The following is a 24,606-nucleotide window of genomic DNA, read 5'->3' as shown; positions in this document are numbered from 1 at the left end:
GGCATGGACTTAAAAGAGCTTCATAAGCAAACAGCCCCTGCCCGCATCCTCGCTGTCTCTAAATTACAGCCGGAAGAAAAAATTCGCGCTCTTTATAATGAAGGGCAACGAATGTTTGGTGAAAATTACGTGCAAGAGGCTTTAGATAAAATCGAGCACTTGCAGGATCTTTCCGATATTCAATGGCATTTGATCGGCCATCTGCAAAAAAATAAAACGAAGTATGTCGCCGGAAAGTTCGCCTTGATCCACTCCGTGGATTCATTGGAACTCGCTCAAGTCTTAAGCCGGCAATGCGAAAACAAAAATGTTCAGCAAAACATCCTGATTCAGGTCAATGTTGCTCAGGAAGAAACAAAGGGCGGTTTTGACAAAGATAGTCTGAAGAAGCATTGGAAAGAGCTGACGTCTCTTCCATGCCTAAAAATTAATGGATTTATGACCATGCCACCATTAACCGAAAACCCCGAGGAAGTACGTCCTTACTTTCAGGAGCTTCGCAAACTGATGGAGGAGCTGAAGAGTCAAACGGACCTGAAACTTCATCCACTGAATGAGCTGTCAATGGGCACGAGTCACGATTATGCCGTCGCCGTCGAAGAAGGAGCGACAATCCTGCGTCTTGGGACTATTTTGTTTGGCGAACGCCCCATCAAAAGGTAGGATTATTTTAGTCGCAGATAATACAGGCTGCGTTCTGGAGTAACATGAACCCACTGTTGAAAACGCAAAAAGTAGGATTTCTGGGTGCAGGAAACATGGCTCAAGCCATGATTAAGGGTCTCGTTGAAGGCGGAGTTCCGGCAAAGAACATTTTCGCCTCCAACCGCACTCCCGGTAAACTTCAAAAACTAGAAGAACAATTTAAAATCAATCCCGTGTCCAGCAACGATGAATTGATCGATCGCTGTGACATTATTATTCTGGCGGTGAAGCCTCAAGACTTGCTCAACGCTCTTGAGCCGGTCACTCGCGCTTTTGACGAACATAAAATCGTGATCAGCGTTGCGGCCGGCATTCGCATGGAAAAACTGGAACGTTTCATTCAAGGGGCGCGATTAGCTCGTGTTATGCCGAACACACCGTCCCTAATCGGTCGCGGCGTCATCGGCTATCTTCTAAATGATGACGATGACACAGCTTTAGAAAGCACCGTCGAAGATCTTTTCGCACCTTTAGGCCGTGTGATCAAAGTCGGCGATGAGGATCAATTTGAAGCCTTGATGATTTCTTGCTCTAGTGGAACCGGATTTGTCTTTGAGATGATGATGTACTGGCAGGATTGGATCGAAGAGCATGGCTTTTCTAACGAAGAAGCCCGCCTGATGACGATCGAAACCTTTGTGGGAGCGTCTTTGCTGGCAGCGCAGGCCCGAGAAGGTGTTGAAGATCTGCAGGCCCGTGTGACCTCCAAGAAAGGCGTCACCGCAGCTGGACTTCAGTCCATGCGCGAGCTTGAAATCGAACGCGCATTGCGCATTAGCTTTGAAAAAGCGGCCATGAGGAACAAAGAAATGGCGAGGGAAATCAAATAACCTTGCCCTGGCACAGACTCGCCCTTTATCCTTAATTCATATTGTTCAAGGAGGAACAAAATGAGAATCACTCCTATAGATATTGCTCATAAGTCTTTCACGAAAAAGATGATGGGTCTTGATGCTGACGAGGTTATGGATTTCCTTCAGCAAGTGGCTTCACAAATGGAGTCGTTAATTCAAGAACGCAATGCTTTGAAAGAAGGCATTCGCGAAAAAGAACTTTCCTTGATGGAATACAAAGAGCGCGATCAAGTGTTGAAAGAAACCATCGCGACAGCCTCACAAATGGCAGAGCGTCTTCGTCAAGATGCAGACCGCGAAGCGAAATTGATCATCGCCGATGCTCAACAAAAAGCGGAAATCATCACTCGTGATTCTCGCGATTCATTGAAAAAAATGTATCAAGAAGTCACGGAACTAAAACGTGCTCGTATGCAATTTGAAGCCAACTTAAAAGCTTTGGCGCAGGCTCACCTTTCGTTGCTTGAACAAGGTGAAAAGTACATGCCGCAAATGCAGCTTCCAAACCATAACATCGCAAACAACACGAATGGAAATGGTAATGGTCCCGGCCGCTCAACAAATGTTTCTCCGCTATCTGCAGAGTAAGCGGGATTCATTTTATCCATGTTAGAAATTATAAAAGGTGGAGTTCGACTCCACCTTTTTATTCAGCCTAAGTCCTCTAAAAACGAAGTTGTGGGACCTCACAACGGCGAACTTAAAATTAAAATCACAGCTCCCCCCGTCGACGGCAAAGCCAACGAAGAGTTGATCGAATTTCTTTCAGACTATTTTGATATTCCGAAGAGACAGGTTGTCTTAGTGAAAGGCGATACGGGTCGCCATAAAACTATCGACCTTATTGGTGTGGAAGAAAAAACGGCTCGCGAACTTTTGAAGCTTTAAAAAAAGAAAAACCGCTGGTTAGCGGCTTTTCTTTTTCTTTTTATCGGATTTTAGCTCCACGCTAAATTCGGTGTCATCAAGCTGCTGCTGCAAGTAAGTATCATCGACTTTTTTCTTACGCGGCTTCTTCGTCGGACGAGGTTTAAATAAGTTCTGATCAATTCCGTCATCAGTTTGTTCCCGGAACGTCGGAACTTGTTTTTCGGAACTCATTTCAGACTCATACATATTGGAACGATATTTCGGAACCGGCGAATTTACCGGCTCGTAAGCAGGTTCTTCGGCATACCCTTCCGTCATATCGAACGAGTAACGAATGAATCCACCGACGTGAAAACCGGCGGCCATATTAGAACCGGTCAAAGTTGTTCCACCGTTCACCTGCAGTGTCCATTTCGGCGATATCAACCAGTTCCAATAAACTTGCGAATCCAGGAGGTTGGGATTGACGGAATAGAACTTCATGGAACCCGCATTGGCTCCATTGATATAACCCGTCCGAATCACCGTATCTTCGGTATCGTCCGTGATACTGCGATATCCAAAAAGCTCGGCGCCCAAACGCATGCGCTGAAGTTTAAGCTGAGCCCCCACACCATAGGGTAAAAGGAAAGAGCGTCCATCTCCACGATAGTTGAAGCCTGCCCAACCATAGCCACGGAAAGAACCGAAGTCTTTTTGAGCGATCAAACGAGAGTGAAACTCAAAGACCCCTTCTGAGTTCAAAACCGCATCCGAGTTTGGATCGACATCTTCTAAAGGAACAATCGCGATGAATTCAGGAATTAACTGAAAGGCGCCGTTGTACATTAAAAAATCCATTCCGGCGGCAATTTCCGTGATCGAACTATTTGAACGAGTCGCCAAAGAGTCTTTGCTTTCGGAATTGCTCAGTTGCCCCCAACCGAACAAAGACCAATCCGAACGCGGCATATAACGAGATTCAAGATTTAGATCCAATAAAGAATAGGTATTTCCGCTTGGAAGGTTCTGCGAACTTCCACCGGAGGAAGGGTAATTGGCTTCAGAGTAAAAGTACTGAGTGCTGAGCTCAAAGTCCCATCGGTCTCGACGGTATTCCTTGTAGTTATCCACGGCCCCGGCGGGTAACGACAGGAAAGAAAGGACTGCAATGAGAAGCTGCCAACGCTGAAGATTATTTGCCATTTTCATAACTTCCTAATATTAACAACCCTATGACTTCGACATCAAACAAATCACAGCTTGCGATCATCTTTTTCACTGTTTTCCTGTATTTAGTAGGCTTTGGTGTAGTCATCCCTATTCTTCCGATTTTAAGCCGAAACTTTGGCGCAACTGCTTTGCAAACCGGTTTGTTATTATCCGTATATTCATTAATGCAGTTTTTATTTTCTCCTTTTTGGGGAAGACTGAGTGACCGCTTAGGGCGCCGACCTATTTTATTATTCTGCCTTCTGGGTGAAGGACTTTCCTATATCGCTTTTGCCATGGCTCGTAGCTTAGAATGGCTTTTCGTGGCTCGTATTTTAGCGGGTTTCTTTGGCGCAAGCTTATCAACCGCTTCCGCTTACATCTCGGACATCACTCCAAAACATGAACGTTCTAAAGGCATGGCCTTGATTGGTGCTGCCTTTGGATTGGGATTTGTTGTCGGTCCTGCGTTAGGCGGAGGCTTAGCAGTATGGGGTCACTCGATTTCTGCAGAACCACACTTTGATACTTCGTTCTCGGCTTATTGGGTCGCGGCCCTGTGTTTTGCCAACTTGCTTTTCGGCATCAAATACTTGAAAGAGTCTTTAACTGATAAGAGCGAATCGGCCGAAAAGAAAAAAAGATTCTCGGTGATGTGGCATTACTTGAATGTCAAAACAGTGGGCGCATTGATGACCGTTTTCTTATTGGCCTCTTTTGCGATGTCTTCAATGGAAGCGACTTTGATCCTTTATATGGGTGAAAAGTTTCAGTGGGACATCAAACAAGTCAGTTTCGGTTTCGCCTACATCGGAGTGATCATTGTTTTCACTCAAGGCTTTCTGGTCCGCCGCCTTCTTCCGAAATGGGGCGAAAGAAAAGTTCTGCGCTTGGGTCTGACACTCTTTGCATTGGGCCTGACGACCATCGCCATCTCGAACAGTATTGGAATGATGGCGGTCGCGATGACCTTGCTCTCTTTGGGTAATGGTCTTTCTAATCCCAGCATCCTAGGAAGTGTCAGCCTACTTACTGACAGCAAAGAACAAGGTGTTACTATGGGAGTCACGCAAAGCATGGCCTCTTTGGGACGTATCATCGGCCCCGCCTTCGGTGGATTTTTGTATGGAGCCGTCACGATAACAGCCCCATTCTGGGCTTCGGGCGCTTTGGCATTCGCAGGTCTTGCAATCGTACTCTATATTTATAGATTCATTCCTGAACACGGAAGAGTGGGATAATTATGTTTAACACAATCGGATACTTCCAATTCAACAACCTTATTCAAGGCCGCATCCCCATGTTGTTGGTGCTTTTAGACAACATTGATCTGGCACCTTGGTTCAACCAGGTAACGCGTCTTCATTTAGAGAACATTGTTGTCCACTCTCAACCAGAACAAGTCCTGCCTTTGATTCAAGAAAGAAAATTACCCTTGCACTATGCCGTCTTAGTTTTAGATAACGACGGTGTTAGAAGCGCTTCCACGGTGGAGGCTTTAGAAAAAGCCGGCTTCACTAACGCGTACTACGTAAAAGGTGGATTTGCCGCCCTAGCGAACGAACGCACACAGCAAATCTGACAAAACTCATATAATAAAAAAACAAAAGAAAGCGTTGTTACTCAACGCTCTTGTTTGTAGCATTAAGTACATCGAAACAACTTAAAAACTTTACACAAGGATGTACTATGAAAAAGTTTTTGTTCACAACATTGGTGACAACAGCGACAGCGTTGTCAGCTCAAGCAGGTTCATTGAACCTCGACTTGCGCGCTGACTACAACTCAACAACTTACACAGATTCAACTCTGCCAGACCAAACGAAGTTCTACTTCAAAACCGGTCGTCTTGATTACCAAGCAAAAGCTTTGGAAGATCTTTCTTTCCGCGTACGTCTTGCTTTCAATAAAGATGCTACTCGTGGCGTAGACGCTGCCCAAACAGCTGTTGAGTACGCTTACCTGACACACAAAATGAACGACACATTCTCTTTGAGCTTCGGTAAATTCAACACAGAATTCGGTGGTTTCGAAGGCGCAACCAGCGGCGCTGACTTGTATTTAACTTCTGAGTTCTACACTCGCTCTAACTTGACAGGTGCTGCGGGCCAAACTTTGGGTGCTTTCAACCTAGGTACTTCTGCTCTTCTATATGCAACTGGTGTTAAAGGTACTTTCTCGTTCTCTGGTCAAACAGTTCACGTTCTAGCAACAAACGAAGCTGGTGGCGACACAGCTGTAGGACCTTCCGCATCTCAAAACTCTTCTATGTACGGCGTGATCTACCGTGGCGCTTTCCTAGAAAAAGCTTTGAACTTCAACCTGAGCTACCACACAATGGCCGGCCCAACAGCTGATGACAAACATCAGTTTATGGCAGCAGGCGTATTGTGGAACTCATCTCCAATCACATTCCAATTCGACTACCTAGTATCTGAATTCAAACAAGATGCAACAGATGCAAAAGATACAACGACATCTATGGTAGCAAAATTGGCATACACTGGTTGGGAACAATGGACTCCACGTCTTGAGTTCACATCAACAGAAGACAAACAAGAAATCGCGGGCGACATCACTCAAAAATTCATGGGCTACGGCGTAGTTGTTGAATACAAACCTTACGTAGACACAAACTTCCGCTACCACCTTTCTTACAACAACATCACAGAAAAGCCAGAAACAGGCGACGATGTTAAAAGAGACGAAGTGGTTGTTGGCGCACGCCTTATGGCCGATTTCTTGAAGTAATCCAAAAAACACTTCAACCAAATCAACTTCACAAGAAAAAACCCACAACAAAAATGTTGTGGGTTTTTTTATGCCCGCAAACCGCATTAAAAAAGATTTTTCTAAGTTCCTACCTTTGGATATTTCAAAATCGTTCCTTTGATTTTCTAAATCCCTCAGCACGTTTTTCCATTTTCATACCGCCCACATCCGCTGTGATTTTAAAAGTCGAAGCTCGATTAAAGCATCAGCACAGATTTGGGTTTGGGAGGAGGCTTGGTGATGGGCCCGAAGTAAGGGCCTTCGGTGGCGCCTGGATGGCGCGAACCGAGGCAAAGCCTCGGCACCGACCGAGCCCGGATGGCGTGCCCGCACGAAGCGACCCATCACCAAGCCTCCTCCCAAACCCAAATCCGTCGCTCGAAGCGATTTAAATCCATCTAAAGAACCCCTTAAGACCAAAGCCCGTGACGCAGAGAAGAAAGGAAGGTCCGATCAAGGGCATTAGAACTATCGCAAAGCCCCCGAATTTGCTAATCTCTAACGGTTAAAAACCTAAGAATTTCTTATTCTTAAAGTCAGTTAGAGGTCGCTTAAATGTCACAACAATTATCGGATCGTTATAATCCTGCTGAAGTTGAAGGTCGTACGTATCAGTGGTGGGAATCCTCCGGCTATTTCAAAGCCCAAGATCAATCCACAAAACCTCCATTCTCTATCATTCTTCCTCCGCCGAACGTCACTGGCTTTTTGCACATGGGTCATGCTTTGGATCATACGATTCAAGATATTCTGATCCGTTGGAAAAGAATGAATGGCTACAATGCGATGTGGTTGCCGGGAACGGATCACGCGGGTATCGCTACGCAATCTGTTGTTGAAAGAGAACTTAAAAAAGACGGTGTTACTCGCCATGATTTAGGCCGCGAAAAATTCGTAGAAAAAGTGTGGGAGTGGAAGCACCAATACGGCGATCGCATTTATTCGCAAATGCGCCGCTTGGGTGATTCTTGTGATTGGGATCGCGCGGTGTTCACTTTGGATGAAGGTGTTTCCAAAGCGGTTCGTAAAGTCTTCGTTGCTTTACACAAAAAAGGTTTGATCTACCGTGGCCAAAGATTGGTGAACTGGTCAGGTCCTCTTGAAACGGCGATTTCTGATTTAGAAGTTGAACACAAGCAAGTCAAAGGATCGTTGTATCACATCTCTTACCCGATCGAAGGCACACAAGAAACTGTGACTGTAGCAACAACTCGTCCTGAAACTATGTTGGGTGATACGGCTTTGTGCGTTCACCCTGAAGACGAGCGCTATAAACACTTGATCGGTAAAAATGCGATCATCCCTTTGATCAACAGAAAGATCAAAGTGATCGCCGACACGTATGTTGATAAGTCTTTCGGTTCAGGCGTGGTAAAAATCACTCCGGCCCATGACTTTAACGACTACAAAATCGGTAAAGCGCACAACTTAGAATTCATCAACATTCTGACAAAAAAAGCGGAGTTGAATGAAAACGCGGGTCAATACAAAGGCCTTAAAGTTCAAGAAGCTCGTAAGCGCATTCTTGAAGATTTAAAAGCGTTGAACTTCCTCGTGAAGGAAGAACCTCATGTTCACTCAGTAGGTCACTGCTCTCGCTCGGGCGCGGTGGTAGAACCTTTCTTGTCTGAACAATGGTTCGTAAAAATGGAACAGCTTGCAACTCCGGCTAAACGCGTGGTTGAAAGCGGTACGATTCGTTTTGAACCTGAATCTTGGACAAAAGTTTACCTTCACTGGATGAACAACATTGAAGACTGGTGTATTTCTCGTCAGTTGTGGTGGGGTCATCGCATTCCGGTTTGGTACTGTGAAAACTGCGAACATCAAACTGTCAGTGAAACAGACGTAACGGCTTGTGAAAAATGTGGAAACACGAAGATTCACCAAGACGAAGACGTGTTGGATACGTGGTTCAGTTCAGGTTTATGGCCGTTCTCGACAATGGGATGGCCGAATGACACCGAAACTCAAAAAACATTCTATCCAACGAATTATCTAGTTACTGGTCACGATATCATCTTCTTCTGGGTGGCTCGTATGATCATGCTAGGTCTTGAGTTTAAACGTGATGTTCCGTTCCGCACGGTTTACATCCACGGACTTGTTCGCGATTCTCAAGGTCGTAAGATGTCTAAGTCTTTGGGGAACTCTGTCGACCCCGTAGAGATGATCGAGAAATATGGTGCAGATGCCTTGCGCTTCACGTTCTCGGCTCATTTGTATTCTGGAAAAGATTTTAAATTTAGCGAACAACGTCTTGAAGGCTACAGAAACTTCATGAATAAGATTTGGAATGCGGCTCGTTTCGCACTTTCAAATTTGCAGGATTTCCAAGTGCCTGCAGAAGGCGTGAAAGCTCTTCCGAAGCAATCAGATATCAGCGTGTTTGACCAATGGATCATTACAAAACTGGCAGAGGTGACAAAAGAAGTTGAAGAAGCGATGGAGACAGAAAGATTCTCGGACGCTGCCAACGCTCTTTACCACTTCATCTGGAATCAGTTCTGTGACTGGTATATCGAGTTCACAAAACCAATTATGAATGGAACAAACGCAGACGAGAAAAAAGCAACTCAACTTGTGATTGCTCAGGTTCTAAACCGCATCACTCGTTTGTTGCATCCTTTTGCTCCGTTCATCTCTGAAGAGATCTACCAAAAGCTTCCGATCAAGGGTGCTGCTTGTATCGTGGATCAATTCCCGAACACTCGTAACGACAAAGAATTCTTAAGCCTGGGCTCTGCTCAAGCGGCTTTAGAAATCGATATCGTGAAAGAAGTGATCACAGCGATTCGTAACATCCGTGGTGAAAACCGCATCAGCCCAGCGACGAAAATCAATGCGCGCCTGGGAGTGATGAATGACCAAGTTCAAAAAATCTTGGGCAACAACAAAACAGCTATCATGACGATGGGTCGCTTGGAAAATTTGGACATCGGTGAAGAAGGCAATCTGATGAAGTGTGCCGTTGCACCAGTTGTGGTTAAAGATGCCAGCGTGAAAGTGATCATCCCACTTGAAGGCCTTGTGGATTTTGATGAAGAAGTAAAACGCATCAATAAAACGATCGAAAAACTTCAAAAAGATATCACAATGCTGACAGGTAAACTTTCGAACGAAAAGTTTATCGCCAATGCGGATGAAGACGTGGTAGCAACGGATAAAGCTTTGCTAGCGCAATCTAAGATCCAGTTGGAATCACTGAAAGACGCGTTAACACGCTTCCAGTAAGCTTAGTAAGCTATTAAAATAAAAAGGCGAGATCAGAATACTGACCTCGCCTTTTATTTTTAAATTCTCAAAATTACTTACAGGTGCATGACATAGTGACTGCGGAATCAGCTCCCGTGCAGTTAAAGATCTTTCCGTCGTGAGGAAGTTCAAAAGAATAGATCTTTCCGTCTCTTTCCACCAACAATAAATCGTCACCATTTTGATAAAAGATACGACGTGAGTTTGCTTTACCGACAATGCTTCCATCGGATTCTAACGTCGCGATCAATGTATCAGTAGGATTGTTGGTTTGCTCTGCCGCTAAGGGAATTTCTCTTTGGGTGCCCCCTGCTTCCATCACGGAATATTTCAAAGTGCGAGTGGGCTCCCCACTGGCCGTGTTTGTATTTTCAACATAGATGCGGCGAACTTCGCCCGCAGGTGTACGAATATCCGTCGTGAACCACTCATCACTTTGCGCGACGATATCACCCAGATCTGCGGAAATTGCTTTGTTAAGATTGTCGAAATTAATTTCAGCTTGTGAATCCAAAGGCTGCACTTTCATATTCAGGCAAACCGCCATCTCTTGAATATGCTTTTGGTAGGCCTCGAACTTTTTTGGATCTTCCATATTTGTTGGAAGAAATCCAGCAGCGGTTCCTGTCGGCACGGCCACATCCACAGGTGGCGGTGGTGTCGCCTTATTCGCACGCGAGGCTTCCGGAGGAATTGTTCCCATACTTTCAGGGTTCACCGAAGGCTCTTCGGGAGTGTTCGCGGGCTTCAGGTAAAAGAAAATCAGAAGCCCGATAATAATAGCGACGATAAGAATGGCAATATTTCGTTTGTGCATTCCTTAACTATCGACTGATCTCGACGGCAACGTCAACGGGTTCAAAATTCAGAAGCGAAACACCGATGAAGCGCAATCGAACGTGTAGATAGTCAAACAGATGTGCCACACGTTCACAACCTGGACCTTGCAATGTCATATACATCAAATAATGTGGTAAGCCGGGCGAATAATCAAAATGCCAATCGGAAACGACTTTGCAGTCCTCACCCAGCTCGGGCCAATCTTTTGCGATGAATTCGGCCTTGCGGGCAGAAGAAAACGAAATGTCTCTACCAATTAATACCGGATCAATTTGGTCAACCACCAGTCCCACTCTTAAAAGAGCTTCCTGCGTGACCGGATTCCAGAGTGAAGAGTATTCGTACTGATTCGGAGCCAGCTCACGAATACGAAAACTCATTTGATTGTCGACGGCTTGAGAGTGCACGGACCACAAGCTGACCAAAACCATCATCAAAAACACAAAATATCTCATGGCATCCCCCTGCATGGATCTTCGTGATAGACATGTTCTTAATAGTAAATGTGACCCTTAAAATGCAAGAAAGGGATCTTTACAGATCCCCTTCTTGAAGTGATTTCAGTTTTGGTGACAAGAAATGTCTTACTTAATAAGACCGATCTCGCGCAAACGCTGCATCAAGAAGTCATGACCAGTGATATCAGCGTATTTTGCACCTGTCCCTTTACAAGATGGCAAGCAGCTCAACATAGCTTCAGGGTGTGGATGCATAAAGAACGGCATTGAGTAACGGCTTTGGTTTGTACCGTCTTGAGGATTGATCACTCGGTGAGTTGTGGACGGAAGAACATCGTTCGTCAAACGCGCCAACATATCACCCACGTCGACAATCAAAGTGTCTGGTTCAGAATCAATATCCAACCACTGACCATCGCGATCTTTCAATTGCAAACCAGAAGCTGTGGCTGCTGGAAGAATCGTGATGAAGTTGATGTCCTCATGAGCTGCTGCTCTTACGCAACGAGGATCAACACCTTCTGGAATTGGTGGATAGTGAAGAAGACGTAGAATCGAGTTTCCATCTTTCGTCATTTTTGCGAAGAAGTCTTTTTCAACTTCCAAAGGCATCGTCAATGCTTCAAGCATCACGTTACCCGCTTCTTCAAGCGCATTATAAAGTGCTGTGAAGTGAGTTTTGAATTCAGGAATTTCTGTAGGCCATACGTTTTCTGGATAAACAGTTTTCAAGGCATTGCCTTCTTCAAGAACGCGGCCGACGTGCCAGAATTCTTTAAGATCCATCACGGGAGAATCTTTAGCGTGCTCTTGACCAAATGGCGTGTAGCCACGTTGGAAGCCCGCTTTCGGAGAGATGTAAGATTTTTTTACGTCTGTAGGAAGAGAGTAGAATCTTTTTAGGATATCGTAAGCTTTGTGAAGGTCTTCAGCTTTCACGTTGTGATCTTTAAGAATGATGAATCCATATTCTTTAAGACCTGTAAAAAGACTGTCGATAAACTTCGCGCGGTCTGCATCTGTGCCTTTAGTATAACTTGCAAGGCTCAATGTCGGAACTTTACGAAGAGTGCTCTGTTCAGAATGAGAAGCCGTTTCCATTGTTCTCACGATATTCCTCCGTTGTTAGGTTCATAGCGAATCTAGCAAGGTGCGCAAATAAAAGGCAACAGCAACTAATTATGCGTAAAAAGAATATCTAATACTCGAACGAGGGTGGGTGTTTCGAATTTAAAGTGAATATCTCCATCGAACAAACGAACTGCATGTTCATTGCGATACGGAGACTCTTTTTCCTCGTAACCGCGATAAATCACAGGACGCGGGTCCAATTGCAGCGTACCCACGACAATTTCGCGAAGAGCTTTCTCGGGATTGCGACTTTCCCAATCACGCATGACGTTTTCGGCGTGCTCGGTAAATTCTACATGGATCTGTTCTTTAGCCACTTCCGCCGGCCACCCCGTGCGTGCCTCGGGGATGGCTTCGACTTCGGGAAGATACGGTTTGATATCTAAAATCGGAGTGCCATCAACAAGGTCCGCTCCGGAAACGACGATGCCGTCTTTTTCCACGGCAATTAACTCGACAAGCGAAAGTCCAATAGGATTGGGACGATGAGGACTGCGGGTTGCGAAAAGCCCCATGGTTTTTCCTCCCAAACGAGGAGGATGAACTTTCGCGTGATAACGAGCGGTTTTATTTTGATGAAAAACCCACACAAGCCACACATGACTGAAGCCTTCAAGGCCTTGCAGCGACTCCTCGGGCTGTAAGTCCGCGCGAATCTTCAAACGCGCCCACGCCTTCTTCACCAAACCGGGTTGTCTGGGAGTGCCGAATTTATCTCGAAAACAGGATTCTAAATAGCCAATAGGTTCCATCATGTGGAGTAGGCAGTAACTTTTCGAATTGCCTTGCGTCAAGGACTTTCAATCAAGTGCACTGTGAGATTCATTTTTTCAAGCGAGACAATGCTTTAAAAAACAAAAAGCCCGGTCACGGTGACAGGGCTTTTTGTTTTTGTGGTTTTTACTGAATCGGCAAATTAGAAATTGCCAGATCTTCTCATCAAGCCTTCTTTATTCTTGATGATGATCTCTTTACCGTTCAAATCGATAAGACCTTCGTTTTTAAACTCAGTCAGGTGACGAGACAATGACTCGTTGATTGTACTAGCAAGCTGAGCGAACTCGTTGCGAGTCAATTTTAGGTTCAAAGAGATACCGTTTGGAGTTTGCACACCAAATTTGTCAGAAAGCAACACAAGCTGGTAAGCGATACGCTCTTGAACTGACGCCAAGTAATGCAATTGGCTTGTTGTTTCGAAAGACTCAAGGTCATTCACTGCTTGATTCAAAAGAAGTTTGATCAATGGGCTTGCTTGAGCCATTGCAACTTGAATCAATTCGCGTGGATACAACCACAGTACTGTCGATTTAACAGCCTTCGCATGAGATTGAACAGGAGCTCCTTTAACCAGTGCTTTGTAGCCAAAATATTCACCTGGTGAAACAAGCTTAGTGACGTACTCGTTCGTAGTTGTGCGTCCGCGTGCATGCGAGCGGTTCACTACAACTTTGACACAGCCAGATTGCACATAGTACAGACCCTTCGCCGGCTCCCCTTCTTTATAAATCATTTCTTCTTCCTTCAAGTGAATCACTTCATATGGAACGCTTGAAGTATTTGGAATGTTTAAGTTTTGATTGCCCATAAAACCAAGGGAGTTTACTCCGCCGTTGAGTATTGTCTGAGATTCCATACTCTATTTCCTCCGCACTTTCTTCTTTGGGTTAAATGTTTAGGTCGATCCTAAACTGGCTTTAAACAAGTGCCTAATTGAAATTTCGACATAACTTACTTGTAACGGGCTCCTGTTAAGGGGCTAACAAGCTTTTGACTTGACTCACATTGCCACCTCTCCTAACTTCTGCCTCACATAAATTTTAAGATTTTTTTGTGATATCAATCGCTTAATCGCTGCCAAAACGCAGCCAAGTTAGATGATTCTGAGGGGCTCAGATGATGTTAAAAACGATCCTTACCACCCTGTTAATCTTGTCTTTTAACATAGTTTCCCATGCTAAAACGCTTAAAGTCGGTTTGGTGTTAGATAAGGGCGGTAAAGACGACAAATCTTTTAACTCTGCTGCTTACGTCGGAGCTACGAAAGCGGAAAAAGATTTTAAAATTGAACTGAAGTACGTCGAAGCCACCGACACCAACGCCATTGAAAATCTTCTTCGCTCATTTGCTCGTAAAAATTTTGATCTGGTGATCGGAATTGGATTCGGTCAAAAAGAGCCTGTTAAAAAAGTGGCTCCCCAATTTCCACAAGTAAAGTTTGCTGTCGTTGATTCTGAAGTCAGTCTTCCTAACGTGCGCTCTTTGTTATTTGAAGAACACGAAGGGTCGTTTCTTGTCGGCGCTCTTGCTGCGATGGCATCTAAAAGCGGTGCGGTTGGATATGTGGGAGGAATGGATATTCCTTTAATTCGTCGATTCGCCATGGGTTATGCCGCGGGCGCGAAATACGTAAATCCAAAAATTAAAATCACAGAAAACTATATCGGTGTTACGGGCGAAGCTTGGAACAATCCTGCGAAGGCCAAAGAACTTGCGCTTTCACAAATGGCTTCCGGCACGGATGTGATCTTCGTGGCTGCGGGGGCATCAAATACGGGTGTCTTTGATGCTGCGGAAGAAAAGAAGAAGTTGGCGATCGGAGTTGATTCAAATCAGAACTGGATCAAGCCTGGCGTGATTTTGACAAGTATGATGAAAGCGGTCGACGTGGCCGTGTATGACACAATCAAGGAAACGAACGAAGGAAAGTTTACTCCCGGAATCATTCGTTATGGTCTGAAAAATAAAGGTGTCGACTACACGCTCGATCAATACAATGAAAAACTGATCACTCCTGATATGAAAAAGAAAGTAGAAGAGATCAAAAAGAAAATCATCGCGGGACAAATTTCTGTTCCTGACTACTATAAAAAGAAATAGTGATGTCAGTTCCAGCCCTCGAGTTTAAAAGAGTCTCTAAATCCTTCGGCGAAGTCCGCGCCAATACGGATATCTCTTTCTTTGTCGAACGCGGTGCCATCCATGCCATCGTTGGCGAAAATGGCGCTGGCAAATCAACAGCCATGAAAATCCTCTTTGGCATGTATCGCCCTGATGAGGGCGATATTTTTGTGAACGGACAGCAAGTTCACTTTCAGTCTCCTATTGATGCCATGGCTGCAAAAATCGGGATGGTTCATCAGCACTTTATGTTGGCTGAGCCTTTCACGGCCTTAGACAATATTCTCCTACAACAAAAAGGTTCCGCGTTTTCACTTCTTCCTAGAGCTGAACAAAAAAATCGTCTGGAAGAAATCGCACATCGTTATGGCTTTCAGATCAACCTCGATGCGAAAGTAGAAGATCTTTCTGTCGGAGAGCAACAGCGACTGGAAATTCTAAAAATTCTTTCTCAAGACTCCGAGATTTTAATCCTTGATGAGCCGACGGCAGTTCTTACTCCTCAAGAAGTCCAAGATCTTTTTGCCAATCTTCGTCGCCTGCGGGAAGAAGGTAAAACTATTCTTATTATCACTCACAAGCTCAAAGAAGTGATGGCGTTGACTGATTCCGTGACAGTTTTCCGCGCGGGCCACGTCGTGGGTCATAAGTGGACTCGCGAAACCAATGCCGAAGAGCTTGCCGAAATGATGGTCGGCCGCCGCATTCAGAAGCCACAAGAAAGAAGCAGCGTGATTGAAGCTGCTAAAACGGTTTTACGTTTCGAATCCGTTTCGGGTCGACTGGGCACTCACGGAATTGAAGACATCCAACTTTCTGTTCACGCTCGTGAAATTGTCGGCGTTGCCGGTGTTGAAGGAAACGGACAAGATGTTCTTATTCGCGCTCTTTTAGATCAGCGCGCTTTGGAATCTTTCACTGGAAAAGTAACGACCTTGGGTTCCGTAGGCTCTTTCCCGGAAGATCGCTTGCGCTTTGGAGTTTTGCCTTCGCGCCCCGTGTACGAAAATTTCATTTTGGGCCAGCATAAGACATCGCTTTTTGCTAAGGGAATTTTCCTTAAGACAAAAGAGATCTTACAAAGAACCAAAGACATCATGGGTAAATATGATATCCGCCCGCACAATGCTCATCTTCCCTTTGAAAAGATGTCCGGTGGAAATCAACAAAAGCTCGTGGTCGCACGTGCTTTGTTGCAAAACCCTCAAGTGATTGTGGCGGCGCAACCGACTCGTGGAGTTGACATCGGCGCTATTGAGTTCATTCACAATGAGCTTCGCAAAGCTCGAGATGAAGGGGCTGGAATTCTTTTAATTTCATCCGAGCTGGATGAATTGATGGCGCTTTCAGACCGCATCGTTGTTCTTTATAAAGGTCGCCTCGTGAAAGAATTTACGCGCGCGCAATTTGATGAAATCGCTTTGGGTAAAGCGATGGGATGTGGCAATTGAAACGTTTGATTGGATTTGCCATAGGCTTAGTGGCCGCCCTGCTTTTGACATTCTTCGCAGGTGAGAACCCTTGGACCATCTTTATGATCCTCATGCGCAGTGCCTTTGGCTCCATGTATGATTTGGGTCTGACTCTTTCCTATACGACTCCGCTCATTTTCTGCGGGCTTTCCGTTGCGATTTGTTTTCATGCAGGACTATTCAACATCGGCGCTGAAGGTCAGTTAACGATGGCCGTGGTGACGGCGGCGGCTGTCGGTATTTTACTACCGCAAGTTCCATTTCCCTTAGCTCCCGTCTTGGCTTTTATGGCCGCTCTTCTTGTCGGAGGTTTCTGGGGCTGGATTGCTGGGTGGCTGCGTGCCGTTCGCGGCAGTCACGAAGTTATTATTACGATTATGCTGAACTTTATCGCCGCTGGTCTTGCGAGTTGGTTCACATTGAAAGTGATTCCGAATCCGAACTCGCAAAGCCCAGAAACGGCGATGGTGTCGGCGAACTATATGTTTAAAGACTATGATTTGATTGCCCGTTTTTTCCCAGATACTCCAGCGAATGCCTCTTTGGGATTTGCGATTGTGTTTGCGATCTTGATGTGGATATTTCTCTGGAAAACCACGTGGGGCTTTGAATTGCGGGCGGTCGGCTCCAATCCTGAAGCAGCTCATCGCGCGGGAATTTCTGAAAAGAAAATGCGGATGATCGCTATGGCATTGGGTGGCGCTTTGGCGGGCTGCGTTGCGTTGTCTGAGGTTTTAGGCAGTGCCGGTCAATATCGTATTGGTTTTTCTCCTGACTATGGATTCATTGGAATCGCCGTGGCTTTGCTTGCGAATAACAATCCCTTAGGAATTATTGCGGCCGCTTTCTTGATGGGAGCCCTTCACAAGGGGGCCTCGGATCTGGATTTAGAAACCTCCACGATCACCCGTGATTTTTCTCGTATTATTCAAGCCTTCATCATTCTGGGCGTAGCTGGACAAGCTTACTGGGAATGGTTGAAGAAAAACCGTAAGAAGAAGTCATAATGGAATCACTCTCTCTTATTTTAGCTTTGGTATTTGCGACATTAAGATTAGCGACACCACTTATCTTTGCAACGACCGGTGGTTTGATGAGTGAACGCTCTGGAATCGTGAACATCGCATTGGAAGGCTTCATGCTTTTTGGAGCTTTCGCGGGAGCCGTTGCCGGACAATACTTTGCTTCGGCATGGCTGGGTTGGGGCGCGGCCTTGATTGCAGGTCTTATAGTCGGTGCTCTTTATGCATTGTTCGTTATTGAATTGAAGGCGGACCAGATCGTGACTGGTATGGCGTTCAATTTACTGGCGATGGGTGTAATTCCGTTTCTGACGAAGATTCTTTATAACTCAACGGGCACGACGCCGGCTTTGTTGGTGGAAGATCGTTTTACTTTTGAGCCTTTGCTTATGGCCTTCGTTCTGGTGGGGCTTGTTGCGTTTTGGCTTTACAAATCTCGCTCAGGTCTTTGGCTTTTGTTTGCTGGCGAACATCCCGAAGCTTTGCTCGCTAGTGGCGTAAGTGTACGTAAAGTTCGTTGGACTGCAGTTTGTTTTAGCGGCATGTTCGCCGCGTGGGGTGGCGCAAGTCTTTCTTTATTCTTGTCTTCAGCTTACTCACCCATGATGACGAGTGGTCGCGGCTATATGGCGCTAGCAGCTTTGATCTTTGGTAAGTGGAAGCCACTTCCTGCTTTGGCCGCCTGCTTACTTTTTGCTTTTGCCGACGCAGTTCAGATCCGTTTGCAGGGCGTGCGTTTCGGTGAAACCGAAATTCCTGTTCAGTTTGTTCAAATTCTTCCCTATCTTGTGACTATCATTGCTTTGGCGGGTTTCATCGGTAAAAGCCGTGCTCCGAAGGCTTTGGGTCGCGAAGGGTTTTAGTTTTTTAAAAGAGAGGTTTCCATGAAAAGTCTTGTTCTTGTTTTATTGATGGCAACATCGACTCAAGCTTTGGCTTGGGGAGGCCGTGGTCACGATGCTGTCTGTCGCGCGGCGAGTTTCCTTGTGAAAGAGCCAGGACTAAAAGAGTACTTAAAAAACAAACCGCAAATGATGGGTCATCTTTGCAACATGCCTGACTTTTATTGGAAGAGCTTAGGTGGCGAAGCCAATCAACTTGGAAATCCGACTCACTTCATCGACATTGAAGTCATTGGTCTTGATGTGAAGGACATCCCTGTTGATTTCAAAAAATTGCAGGCCGATTTCACGGGCAAGCCGAACAAATTTAAAAATGATGGATCAACAATTAAATCCATCCCTCAAGAATTCGGTTCTTCTTGGTGGAGAGCCGATCAGTTCATGCGCATTATCGCAGGCCTGCAAAAAGATTTTGCGTTAGCGACTCCTCCTGCAAATTTCAAAGAAGAACAGAACAACGAGCTTCCTTACAACAAGTTGGCTTATCAAATGATCGTATCAATGGGTTTGATGGGACACTTTGTGGGTGATAACTCTCAACCGTTCCATACTTCCGCTGACTACGATGGATATGCCGCAGGTCACGGTGGCATTCATGCTTACTTCGAAGATTCTGTGGTTGGGGAATTCGATGGGGACCTAGATGCTTTGGTTCTAAAAGAAGCTCGTGCAATGAAAAATCCAGAGTTCTTGAAACCAAAGACCACGATTGAAAAGATGAAGGTTTTAAGTGTGATTTCCAATAAAGAGATCGCGAAAATCTTGAAACTAGATCCAATCAAAAAGAAATCCGAGCTTAAAAAAGAAAAAGGCATGGAACTGAAGACCGCTGCCGAAAGGGAACCTGCTTCTGTCGCTTTCAAAAAAATGAAACCTTTAATCGTGACTGAAATGGCCCGTGGAGCTGTTTTGCTAGCCAACCTGTGGGACGAAGCCTATATCAGCGCCGGTCGCCCGAAGATCGGTGCTTACAAATCGTATAAGTATCCATTCACTGTGGACTTCGTAGCGCCAGATTACATCACTCCGGAAGCTGCTACAGAGAAGAAATAGATTTCTCGGTGAAATCGAAGCCCTTTCACTCTGCTAGGTGACCGGTAGCGATAGTAGCTAAGATTTGAAAATTTTAAGCAGTCCGAAAGACAAAGAAAAAAACCCGGCCGAGAAGACCGGGTTTTTTCTTTTTTGAAGGGAAGTGAATTAGTAAGACAATTCGTGATGAACTTTCAAACCACGGATTTGGTTGCTTGGAAGTTGCGCCTTGAATTCTCTGATTGTTTTCGTAAGTTCGCCAACTAACTGACGAGACTTATCCAAATCAGCTGAACGATCGATCTCTTTACGAACCGCCTCAGCAGTAGTGATAGTTTGTCCCAATGCACTCATCAGGCCGTTGGTATTCTCCATGTCGCTGATTTCGTCCTGCATTTTTTCCATTTCTTTGATTTGAGTTTCAATCGTGATTAAGTTCATATTGAGTTCGGCAGCATCCAATTTTCCTGGAATATTCATTTCACATTCCAAACAACGGTCACTTGCCGCCGCCGCTTCAGCTGCCGCAATTTTGCCTTCTGTGATCATCAAAGAGATGTCATCCACCTCTTCCGCCATCGCTTTAACAGAACCCAAAACCATAATCACAGCCATTGCCAACAAAACACGCTTTTTCATAAATTCTCTCCTCGTGGATTTTATCCAATTCGAAGAATTGCGAAGGCCGTACCCACGTTAAAATGAAATAGCAGGGCTCTCAGTGTTTAGTAAAACGACAGGAGCCCTATATCGGTAGTCGGGTCTCAGATTGAAACAGTAAGAATCCCGATTGAACTGGAAGTGCGTGAAAGCCTCATTTTCAAAGGATTGGAGCAAACGTTAACTTAGTTATAATAACTTGGGTTATTTTGCCGTGGCAGTACTCCCTGCTGATGCGATGATGATACAGCCAACAGCAAAAGATTGAGTCAGCGTTAAAGACTCATTCAACATCACAAATCCAGCGAATATGGCAACGACGGGCTCCATGCTCATTAAAATCCCGAATGTTTTCGTGGGAATGTTCGTCATTGCTTTCATTTCCAAAGAATAAGGAATCGCGCTTGAAAGAAGTGCTATTCCTAGGCCCATTGGTAGTAGTGAGGGGTCTAGAATCTGTTCTCCGTTGAAAATGAAGCCAGCGGGAACTGTGACTAAGGCGGCGAACCACATTCCCCAGCTTGTTGTCTGTAAGCTGCCTGTCGCTTTGGAGATCTTTTTTCCGAAGACAATATAAAGTGCCCAGAAAAATCCAGCCGCAAGTGCTAAGAAAACTCCGAGTCCATCAAGACTTTCTGAAGAAGAGGCTACTGGCAATAACATATAGATACCGACCCCAGCTAAGGCCACCCATAAAATATCCCAGGATTTTTTCGAAGCGAACAATGCGACACTTAATGGTCCCACGAACTCGACGGCGACAGCGATACCAAGAGGGATTCGTTCTAACGAAAAATAAAATAGAAGATTCATCGCACCTAAAGAGATTCCGTACGCGGCGACGGGAAGAATCTCTTTTTTGGAAATCTTATGTTTCCAAATTTTTGCGACGACAGAAAGTATCAGGGCCGAGATGAAAACGCGCAAAGCTGTTGCTCCGGCCGCACCCGCCAGTGGGAAGAGTTGCTTCGCGAAAGATGCTCCGAATTGAATCGAAAACATGGCGATTAAAAGAAGACCTAAAGACGAATACAGCGAGTTCAAGATCGACTACTCCTTATACAGTGGCGCGCGATGTCGGTCACCGACTGTCACTGCGATCCCACTCTGAGAAACGAAACTTCTAAGTGATTGAAGTGTCGATCAAGCATTCTCAAAGCAAGTCACAATTTTTGGCACATTCCTCGCACTAGGGATAGATATACAACTTGTTACGAAGGAGTTCAAAATGACAATCACAAAAATCATCACAGCAGCAATCTTCACTTTGTCAGCAGCTTCTTCTTTCGCAGGTACTAAATGTGACCACAAAGATCTTGGTGGTCGTTTCAGCCACACAAATCCTCCTGCAACTCAAACTCAAGTTGTTAAAACTGCTACAACTTCTACTTACACAGGTGCTCGCTAATATCTGCGGCGGAATATGAACGCCTCATTCTAAGACATCCATTCCTTCGTTTCCCCTACCAACATCCTTAAGAATTTCCATTTTTTAACCGAGATAATTGGGCACCTCAGCAAACCCATTACATAAAACAGGTCGGTTGAAATGAAATCGTGGCTTCGTGGTATTAAAGGTAAGTTGTTCTTCTCTGCAGTGATTCCTCTTTTTGGATTCATCGCTCTTGGCTACATCTCTTATGCAAGCTTCACTTCTTTAGGGGGCCTGCTCAATGATGCCTACGTGAATATTATTCCAAACCTTAAAGCAGTGGATGATATTGAAGGAGCTCGTGCGCGCATTGGCCAGTATCTTTGGGGGTCGATGGCTAATAAAGATGTCCCAAAACATCGTGGAGACTATGTTAAGAAAGCCCGCATAGCCGTAAAAGAATATGAAGACGCCATCGCAGAATACGAAGCAAATAGTTTTCAACCTGGCGAAGCAGAGATTTATGCCAACATGAAGCATTTAAATGCGGAATATATCGCCGAAGTTAATAAATTCATCGCGATTCTTGATACGGGCACCGACGAAGAACTTCTTAAAGCGCGCGAAATGATGACGGGCGGTCCTTATCTAGCTCATTCGACTACGATCAAAAAGACGGCGGGCGAGATCATCAGCCTCTATGAAAAGATGGCCAAAGAAAAAAACGAATTTCAAAAAGCTGAGACAAAGAAGGCTTTAACCTTGCTCGCAATTATCGGCTGCGTCTCGGCGGTGTTGGTGTTTGGTATCTTATTATTCGTGGCCAGCGCCTTAAGCAAACGCGTAAGCATGGTCGTGAACAAACTTTCAGATGCAGGCACTCAAGTAAACCAAGCTATTAATCAATTGTCGCTTGCCGGACAAAGTCTATCACAAGCTTCAACATCTTCGGCCGCCTCACTAGAAGAAACCGTTGCTTCTTTGGAAGAAATGACTTCCATGGTGAAGTTGAATTCGGACAATGCAAAACAGGCTGCAAGCCTTGCAGTAACATCTCGTACCGCCGCCGAAGATGGTGAGCGTGAGATCAAAAATCTAGTAACTTCAATGCATGATATATCTCAATCTTCTAAAAAAATTGAAGAGATCATCAATGTTATCGACGACATTGCCTTCCAAACAAACTTGTTGGCTTTGAACGCTGCTGTCGAAGCGGCTCGCGCGGGAGAACAAGGTAAGGGCTTTGCCGTAGTCGCTGATGCCGTTCGTACTTTGGCGCAAAGATCGGCTTCCGCAGCAAAAGACATCACAAGTCTTATTAAGGACTCGGTCGAAAAAATTGAAAACGGGACCGAGATCGCTGATCGCTCGGGAGCAGTCTTAAATAATATCGTCACTTCAATCAAGAAGGTGTCTGACCTGAATAACGAGATCTCGGCAGCAAGTTCTGAGCAAACAACCGGCATTCAGCAAATTAATAAAGCCATGAACCAGTTGGATCAGGGCTCACAGTCAAATGCAGCTTCCTCTGAAGAAATTGCATCGACGGCAGAAGAAATTTCGTCGCAATCCAATCAGATGCAGTTATTAGTGAAAGACCTGAATGGCTACGTCACGGGTCAGACAGAAGTTACGGGCCCTTCCGAAGTCAAAGCGGACGCGAAGAAACAGAAGCCAGCTCCTCAAGCTGCAGGCTCAAAGGTAATTAAGTTCAAACCACCGCAAAAAGCAGCGAAGCCAACAGAGGCCGCAGAGGTGATTCCATTTGATAATGAGGATGAACCCAGAGCTAAGGTTGGAACAACCGACGGGTTCTAGAGGATTCGCAAATAAAAAAAGCCCAGGTTTCCCTGGGCTTTTTAGTTTCACATGAGTGAAGCTTCAATTACTTAACGATGTCGCCAACGTATTTGAAACCAACTACTACCATGTTTTTAGTAGTTTCGTCGTCACCCGCTACGTATGCAGCGCCGAAGTCTTTGTCTTTGATAGACGTGTAAGCTACGTGGTAACGGAAAGCATCTTCAGCTTTTGGAGTGATTTCCAAAGCAAGAGCCCAAGCATCACGTTTGAAGTTGTCTTCACCTTGAACTTTGTCTGTAGACATTTCGTACTTCAATACAGGAGCCCACATACCCATTTTGTAACGAGCTTCTAGGATTGTAGAAGTAGTTTCGTCTTTTTCACCAGAGTTAGCATATTTATCTGTGTTAGATAGATATTCTAGGTCGATGTTCAAGTTTTCCATTGGAGCAACGCGGAAACCAGCACCGATGTAAGTCAAATCGTGACCAGTTCCACCCTTAACGTCAGCTGCACCAGAGTTGTAGCTTAGGTAAGTTTGAAGCATTTTGTCTGCGAATGAACCCCAGTAAGCAACACCAACTGAGTGGCGTTTGTTAGCAGAAGTCAACAAGTCAGAGTCACGGTTTACTTGGTTGTACATTTGTACTTCAACTTTGTGGTTCTCGCCCATTTTGTAAGCTGCAGAAACACCAGAAGAGTTTTCTGGAGTAAGAACTGAACCAACTGCACCTGGGATAACTGGAGTTGCACCAACCACAGTCACGCCGCCGATACCACCGTTAGCCAATGAAGTAAGGTAAGTGTCACCATCGTAGAATGCGCGACGCTCGAAACCACCTACGTTCATCCACAATTTACCACCAGAGAATGACCAGTCGCCCATTGCTTTAGTGATGAACAAGTGCTCAACGAATGTATCAACTGTCATTACTTTCTTACCAACAGTCGGATCAACAGCCATTTCTTGGTCGAAAGAACGTAGGTTGAAAGCAGAGTCAACTACTGCATCACCAACTGTGCCAGTGTAGTACATACGTGCTACGTCTGGAGTGAATACAGAAGTAGATTCAACATCAACACCCGCGTTGTTCTCGTAAGTGCTAGTGTATTGGTAGTCTGAACGTACTACGAGTTTGATACCCGCGAACGCGTTAGTAGCCGCAACTGTCACAGCTGCCATTACTAAAAGTTTTTTCATTGTTGCATCCTTTCGTTTCGTTGCAATCTTTTGAACTCTTTTAAATCCATTAAAAGTTGTAACCGTTTACATAAAAAATGCTAATGATGAGCTAGTCCAAGATCAACAACAAAAATTTTACGAGCCTTTCCTCATCCCCGAAATATTCACGAAGAAGATTGAGGATGT

24 protein-coding genes are annotated in these 24,606 nt (G+C 45.1%); 15 read left to right on the top strand and 9 right to left on the bottom strand.

Going from position 1 to position 24,606, the window contains the following annotated elements; translation table 11 throughout:
- The first annotated feature begins 3 nt into the window (after positions 1-3).
- From ACLWBD_RS02095 to ACLWBD_RS02080, 4 genes are read left to right on the top strand one after another with little or no spacing between them, the layout of a single operon-like run.
- Positions 4-663: a YggS family pyridoxal phosphate-dependent enzyme gene (locus ACLWBD_RS02095; RefSeq protein WP_063206221.1), complete on the top strand. Its 660-nt coding sequence runs from the start codon at positions 4-6 to the stop codon at positions 661-663.
- Positions 664-707: 44 nt separating this feature from the next.
- On the top strand, positions 708-1,535 hold the full coding sequence (locus ACLWBD_RS02090) for a pyrroline-5-carboxylate reductase family protein (RefSeq protein WP_063206220.1): 828 nt from the start codon (positions 708-710) through the stop codon (positions 1,533-1,535).
- A gap of 60 nt (positions 1,536-1,595) precedes the next feature.
- Complete coding sequence (locus ACLWBD_RS02085) at positions 1,596-2,147, top strand: DivIVA domain-containing protein (protein WP_063206219.1); 552 nt, start codon at positions 1,596-1,598, stop codon at positions 2,145-2,147.
- 18 nt (positions 2,148-2,165) lie between these two features.
- Positions 2,166-2,447 carry a DUF167 domain-containing protein gene (locus ACLWBD_RS02080; RefSeq protein WP_063206218.1) on the top strand — a complete coding sequence of 94 codons (282 nt, stop codon included), beginning with the start codon at positions 2,166-2,168 and terminating at the stop codon, positions 2,445-2,447.
- Positions 2,448-2,465: 18 nt separating this feature from the next.
- Here the strand turns inward: ACLWBD_RS02080 and ACLWBD_RS02075 are convergent, their stop codons facing one another.
- On the bottom strand, positions 2,466-3,614 hold the full coding sequence (locus tag ACLWBD_RS02075; protein WP_253696602.1) for a hypothetical protein: 1,149 nt from the start codon (positions 3,612-3,614) through the stop codon (positions 2,466-2,468).
- 29 nt (positions 3,615-3,643) lie between these two features.
- Between ACLWBD_RS02075 and ACLWBD_RS02070 the strand changes: the two genes are divergently transcribed.
- The 4 genes from ACLWBD_RS02070 (at position 3,644) to ACLWBD_RS02055 (ending at position 9,626) form a co-directional block, all read left to right on the top strand.
- A complete protein-coding gene (locus ACLWBD_RS02070; protein ID WP_413569364.1) occupies positions 3,644-4,861 on the top strand; it encodes an MFS transporter in 1,218 nt (405 codons plus the stop codon).
- 2 nt (positions 4,862-4,863) lie between these two features.
- Positions 4,864-5,202, top strand: a complete 339-nt coding sequence (locus ACLWBD_RS02065) for a rhodanese-like domain-containing protein (protein WP_413569363.1) — start codon at positions 4,864-4,866, stop codon at positions 5,200-5,202.
- Between the two features lie 107 nt (positions 5,203-5,309).
- On the top strand, positions 5,310-6,371 hold the full coding sequence (locus ACLWBD_RS02060; RefSeq protein ID WP_063206214.1) for a porin: 1,062 nt from the start codon (positions 5,310-5,312) through the stop codon (positions 6,369-6,371).
- Positions 6,372-6,947: 576 nt separating this feature from the next.
- A complete protein-coding gene (locus tag ACLWBD_RS02055; protein ID WP_413569362.1) occupies positions 6,948-9,626 on the top strand; it encodes a valine--tRNA ligase in 2,679 nt (892 codons plus the stop codon).
- A 73-nt stretch (positions 9,627-9,699) separates the two neighbouring features.
- Here the strand turns inward: ACLWBD_RS02055 and ACLWBD_RS02050 are convergent, their stop codons facing one another.
- The 5 genes from ACLWBD_RS02050 to ACLWBD_RS02030 form a co-directional block, all read right to left on the bottom strand.
- Positions 9,700-10,464, bottom strand: coding sequence for a hypothetical protein (locus ACLWBD_RS02050; protein WP_063206212.1), 765 nt, complete (start codon positions 10,462-10,464; stop codon positions 9,700-9,702).
- A gap of 7 nt (positions 10,465-10,471) precedes the next feature.
- Positions 10,472-10,942, bottom strand: a complete 471-nt coding sequence (locus ACLWBD_RS02045) for a hypothetical protein (protein ID WP_063206211.1) — start codon at positions 10,940-10,942, stop codon at positions 10,472-10,474.
- A 129-nt stretch (positions 10,943-11,071) separates the two neighbouring features.
- Complete coding sequence (locus tag ACLWBD_RS02040; RefSeq protein ID WP_413570706.1) at positions 11,072-12,046, bottom strand: isopenicillin N synthase family dioxygenase; 975 nt, start codon at positions 12,044-12,046, stop codon at positions 11,072-11,074.
- A gap of 74 nt (positions 12,047-12,120) precedes the next feature.
- Positions 12,121-12,831: a tRNA (N6-threonylcarbamoyladenosine(37)-N6)-methyltransferase TrmO gene (tsaA, locus tag ACLWBD_RS02035; protein WP_413569360.1), complete on the bottom strand. Its 711-nt coding sequence runs from the start codon at positions 12,829-12,831 to the stop codon at positions 12,121-12,123.
- Between the two features lie 161 nt (positions 12,832-12,992).
- A complete protein-coding gene (locus ACLWBD_RS02030) occupies positions 12,993-13,709 on the bottom strand; it encodes a Crp/Fnr family transcriptional regulator (protein WP_041871249.1) in 717 nt (238 codons plus the stop codon).
- Positions 13,710-13,972: 263 nt separating this feature from the next.
- Between ACLWBD_RS02030 and ACLWBD_RS02025 the strand changes: the two genes are divergently transcribed.
- Genes ACLWBD_RS02025 through ACLWBD_RS02005 form a run of 5 tightly spaced genes read left to right on the top strand, consistent with a single transcriptional unit; the run spans position 13,973 to position 19,423 of the window.
- Entirely contained in the window at positions 13,973-14,953 is a 981-nt protein-coding gene (locus ACLWBD_RS02025; protein ID WP_413570704.1) for a BMP family lipoprotein, read from the top strand.
- Between the two features lie 2 nt (positions 14,954-14,955).
- On the top strand, positions 14,956-16,425 hold the full coding sequence (locus ACLWBD_RS02020) for an ABC transporter ATP-binding protein (RefSeq protein WP_413570702.1): 1,470 nt from the start codon (positions 14,956-14,958) through the stop codon (positions 16,423-16,425).
- Entirely contained in the window at positions 16,422-17,453 is a 1,032-nt protein-coding gene (locus ACLWBD_RS02015) for an ABC transporter permease (protein ID WP_413569359.1), read from the top strand. Before ACLWBD_RS02020 ends, ACLWBD_RS02015 begins: the two co-directional genes overlap by 4 nt.
- On the top strand, positions 17,453-18,331 hold the full coding sequence (locus tag ACLWBD_RS02010) for an ABC transporter permease (RefSeq protein ID WP_413569358.1): 879 nt from the start codon (positions 17,453-17,455) through the stop codon (positions 18,329-18,331). The genes ACLWBD_RS02015 and ACLWBD_RS02010 overlap by 1 nt, the downstream gene beginning before the upstream one ends.
- Positions 18,332-18,352: 21 nt before the next feature.
- The gene (locus ACLWBD_RS02005) at positions 18,353-19,423 is read left to right on the top strand and encodes a hypothetical protein (protein ID WP_413569357.1); all 1,071 of its coding nucleotides are present in this window, start codon (positions 18,353-18,355) and stop codon (positions 19,421-19,423) included.
- 147 nt (positions 19,424-19,570) lie between these two features.
- Here the strand turns inward: ACLWBD_RS02005 and ACLWBD_RS02000 are convergent, their stop codons facing one another.
- Complete coding sequence (locus ACLWBD_RS02000) at positions 19,571-20,041, bottom strand: hypothetical protein (protein WP_063206206.1); 471 nt, start codon at positions 20,039-20,041, stop codon at positions 19,571-19,573.
- A gap of 225 nt (positions 20,042-20,266) precedes the next feature.
- Positions 20,267-21,106 carry an EamA family transporter gene (locus ACLWBD_RS01995; protein ID WP_216635254.1) on the bottom strand — a complete coding sequence of 280 codons (840 nt, stop codon included), beginning with the start codon at positions 21,104-21,106 and terminating at the stop codon, positions 20,267-20,269.
- Positions 21,107-21,290: 184 nt separating this feature from the next.
- Here ACLWBD_RS01995 and ACLWBD_RS01990 point away from each other — a divergent pair, with 184 nt between their 5' ends.
- Positions 21,291-21,470: a hypothetical protein gene (locus ACLWBD_RS01990; RefSeq protein WP_413569356.1), complete on the top strand. Its 180-nt coding sequence runs from the start codon at positions 21,291-21,293 to the stop codon at positions 21,468-21,470.
- Positions 21,471-21,611: 141 nt separating this feature from the next.
- A complete protein-coding gene (locus tag ACLWBD_RS01985) occupies positions 21,612-23,252 on the top strand; it encodes a methyl-accepting chemotaxis protein (protein WP_413569355.1) in 1,641 nt (546 codons plus the stop codon).
- A 67-nt stretch (positions 23,253-23,319) separates the two neighbouring features.
- Here the strand turns inward: ACLWBD_RS01985 and ACLWBD_RS01980 are convergent, their stop codons facing one another.
- Positions 23,320-24,438 carry a hypothetical protein gene (locus ACLWBD_RS01980; protein ID WP_413569354.1) on the bottom strand — a complete coding sequence of 373 codons (1,119 nt, stop codon included), beginning with the start codon at positions 24,436-24,438 and terminating at the stop codon, positions 23,320-23,322.
- Positions 24,439-24,606: the final 168 nt, after the last annotated feature.

Source organism: Bdellovibrio sp. HCB117 (genome assembly GCF_047305915.1).
GTDB classification, from domain to species: domain Bacteria; phylum Bdellovibrionota; class Bdellovibrionia; order Bdellovibrionales; family Bdellovibrionaceae; genus Bdellovibrio; species Bdellovibrio bacteriovorus_B.
Note: the sequence above shows the minus strand (reverse complement) of the source record. Positions and strands in the feature narration are given on the sequence as shown.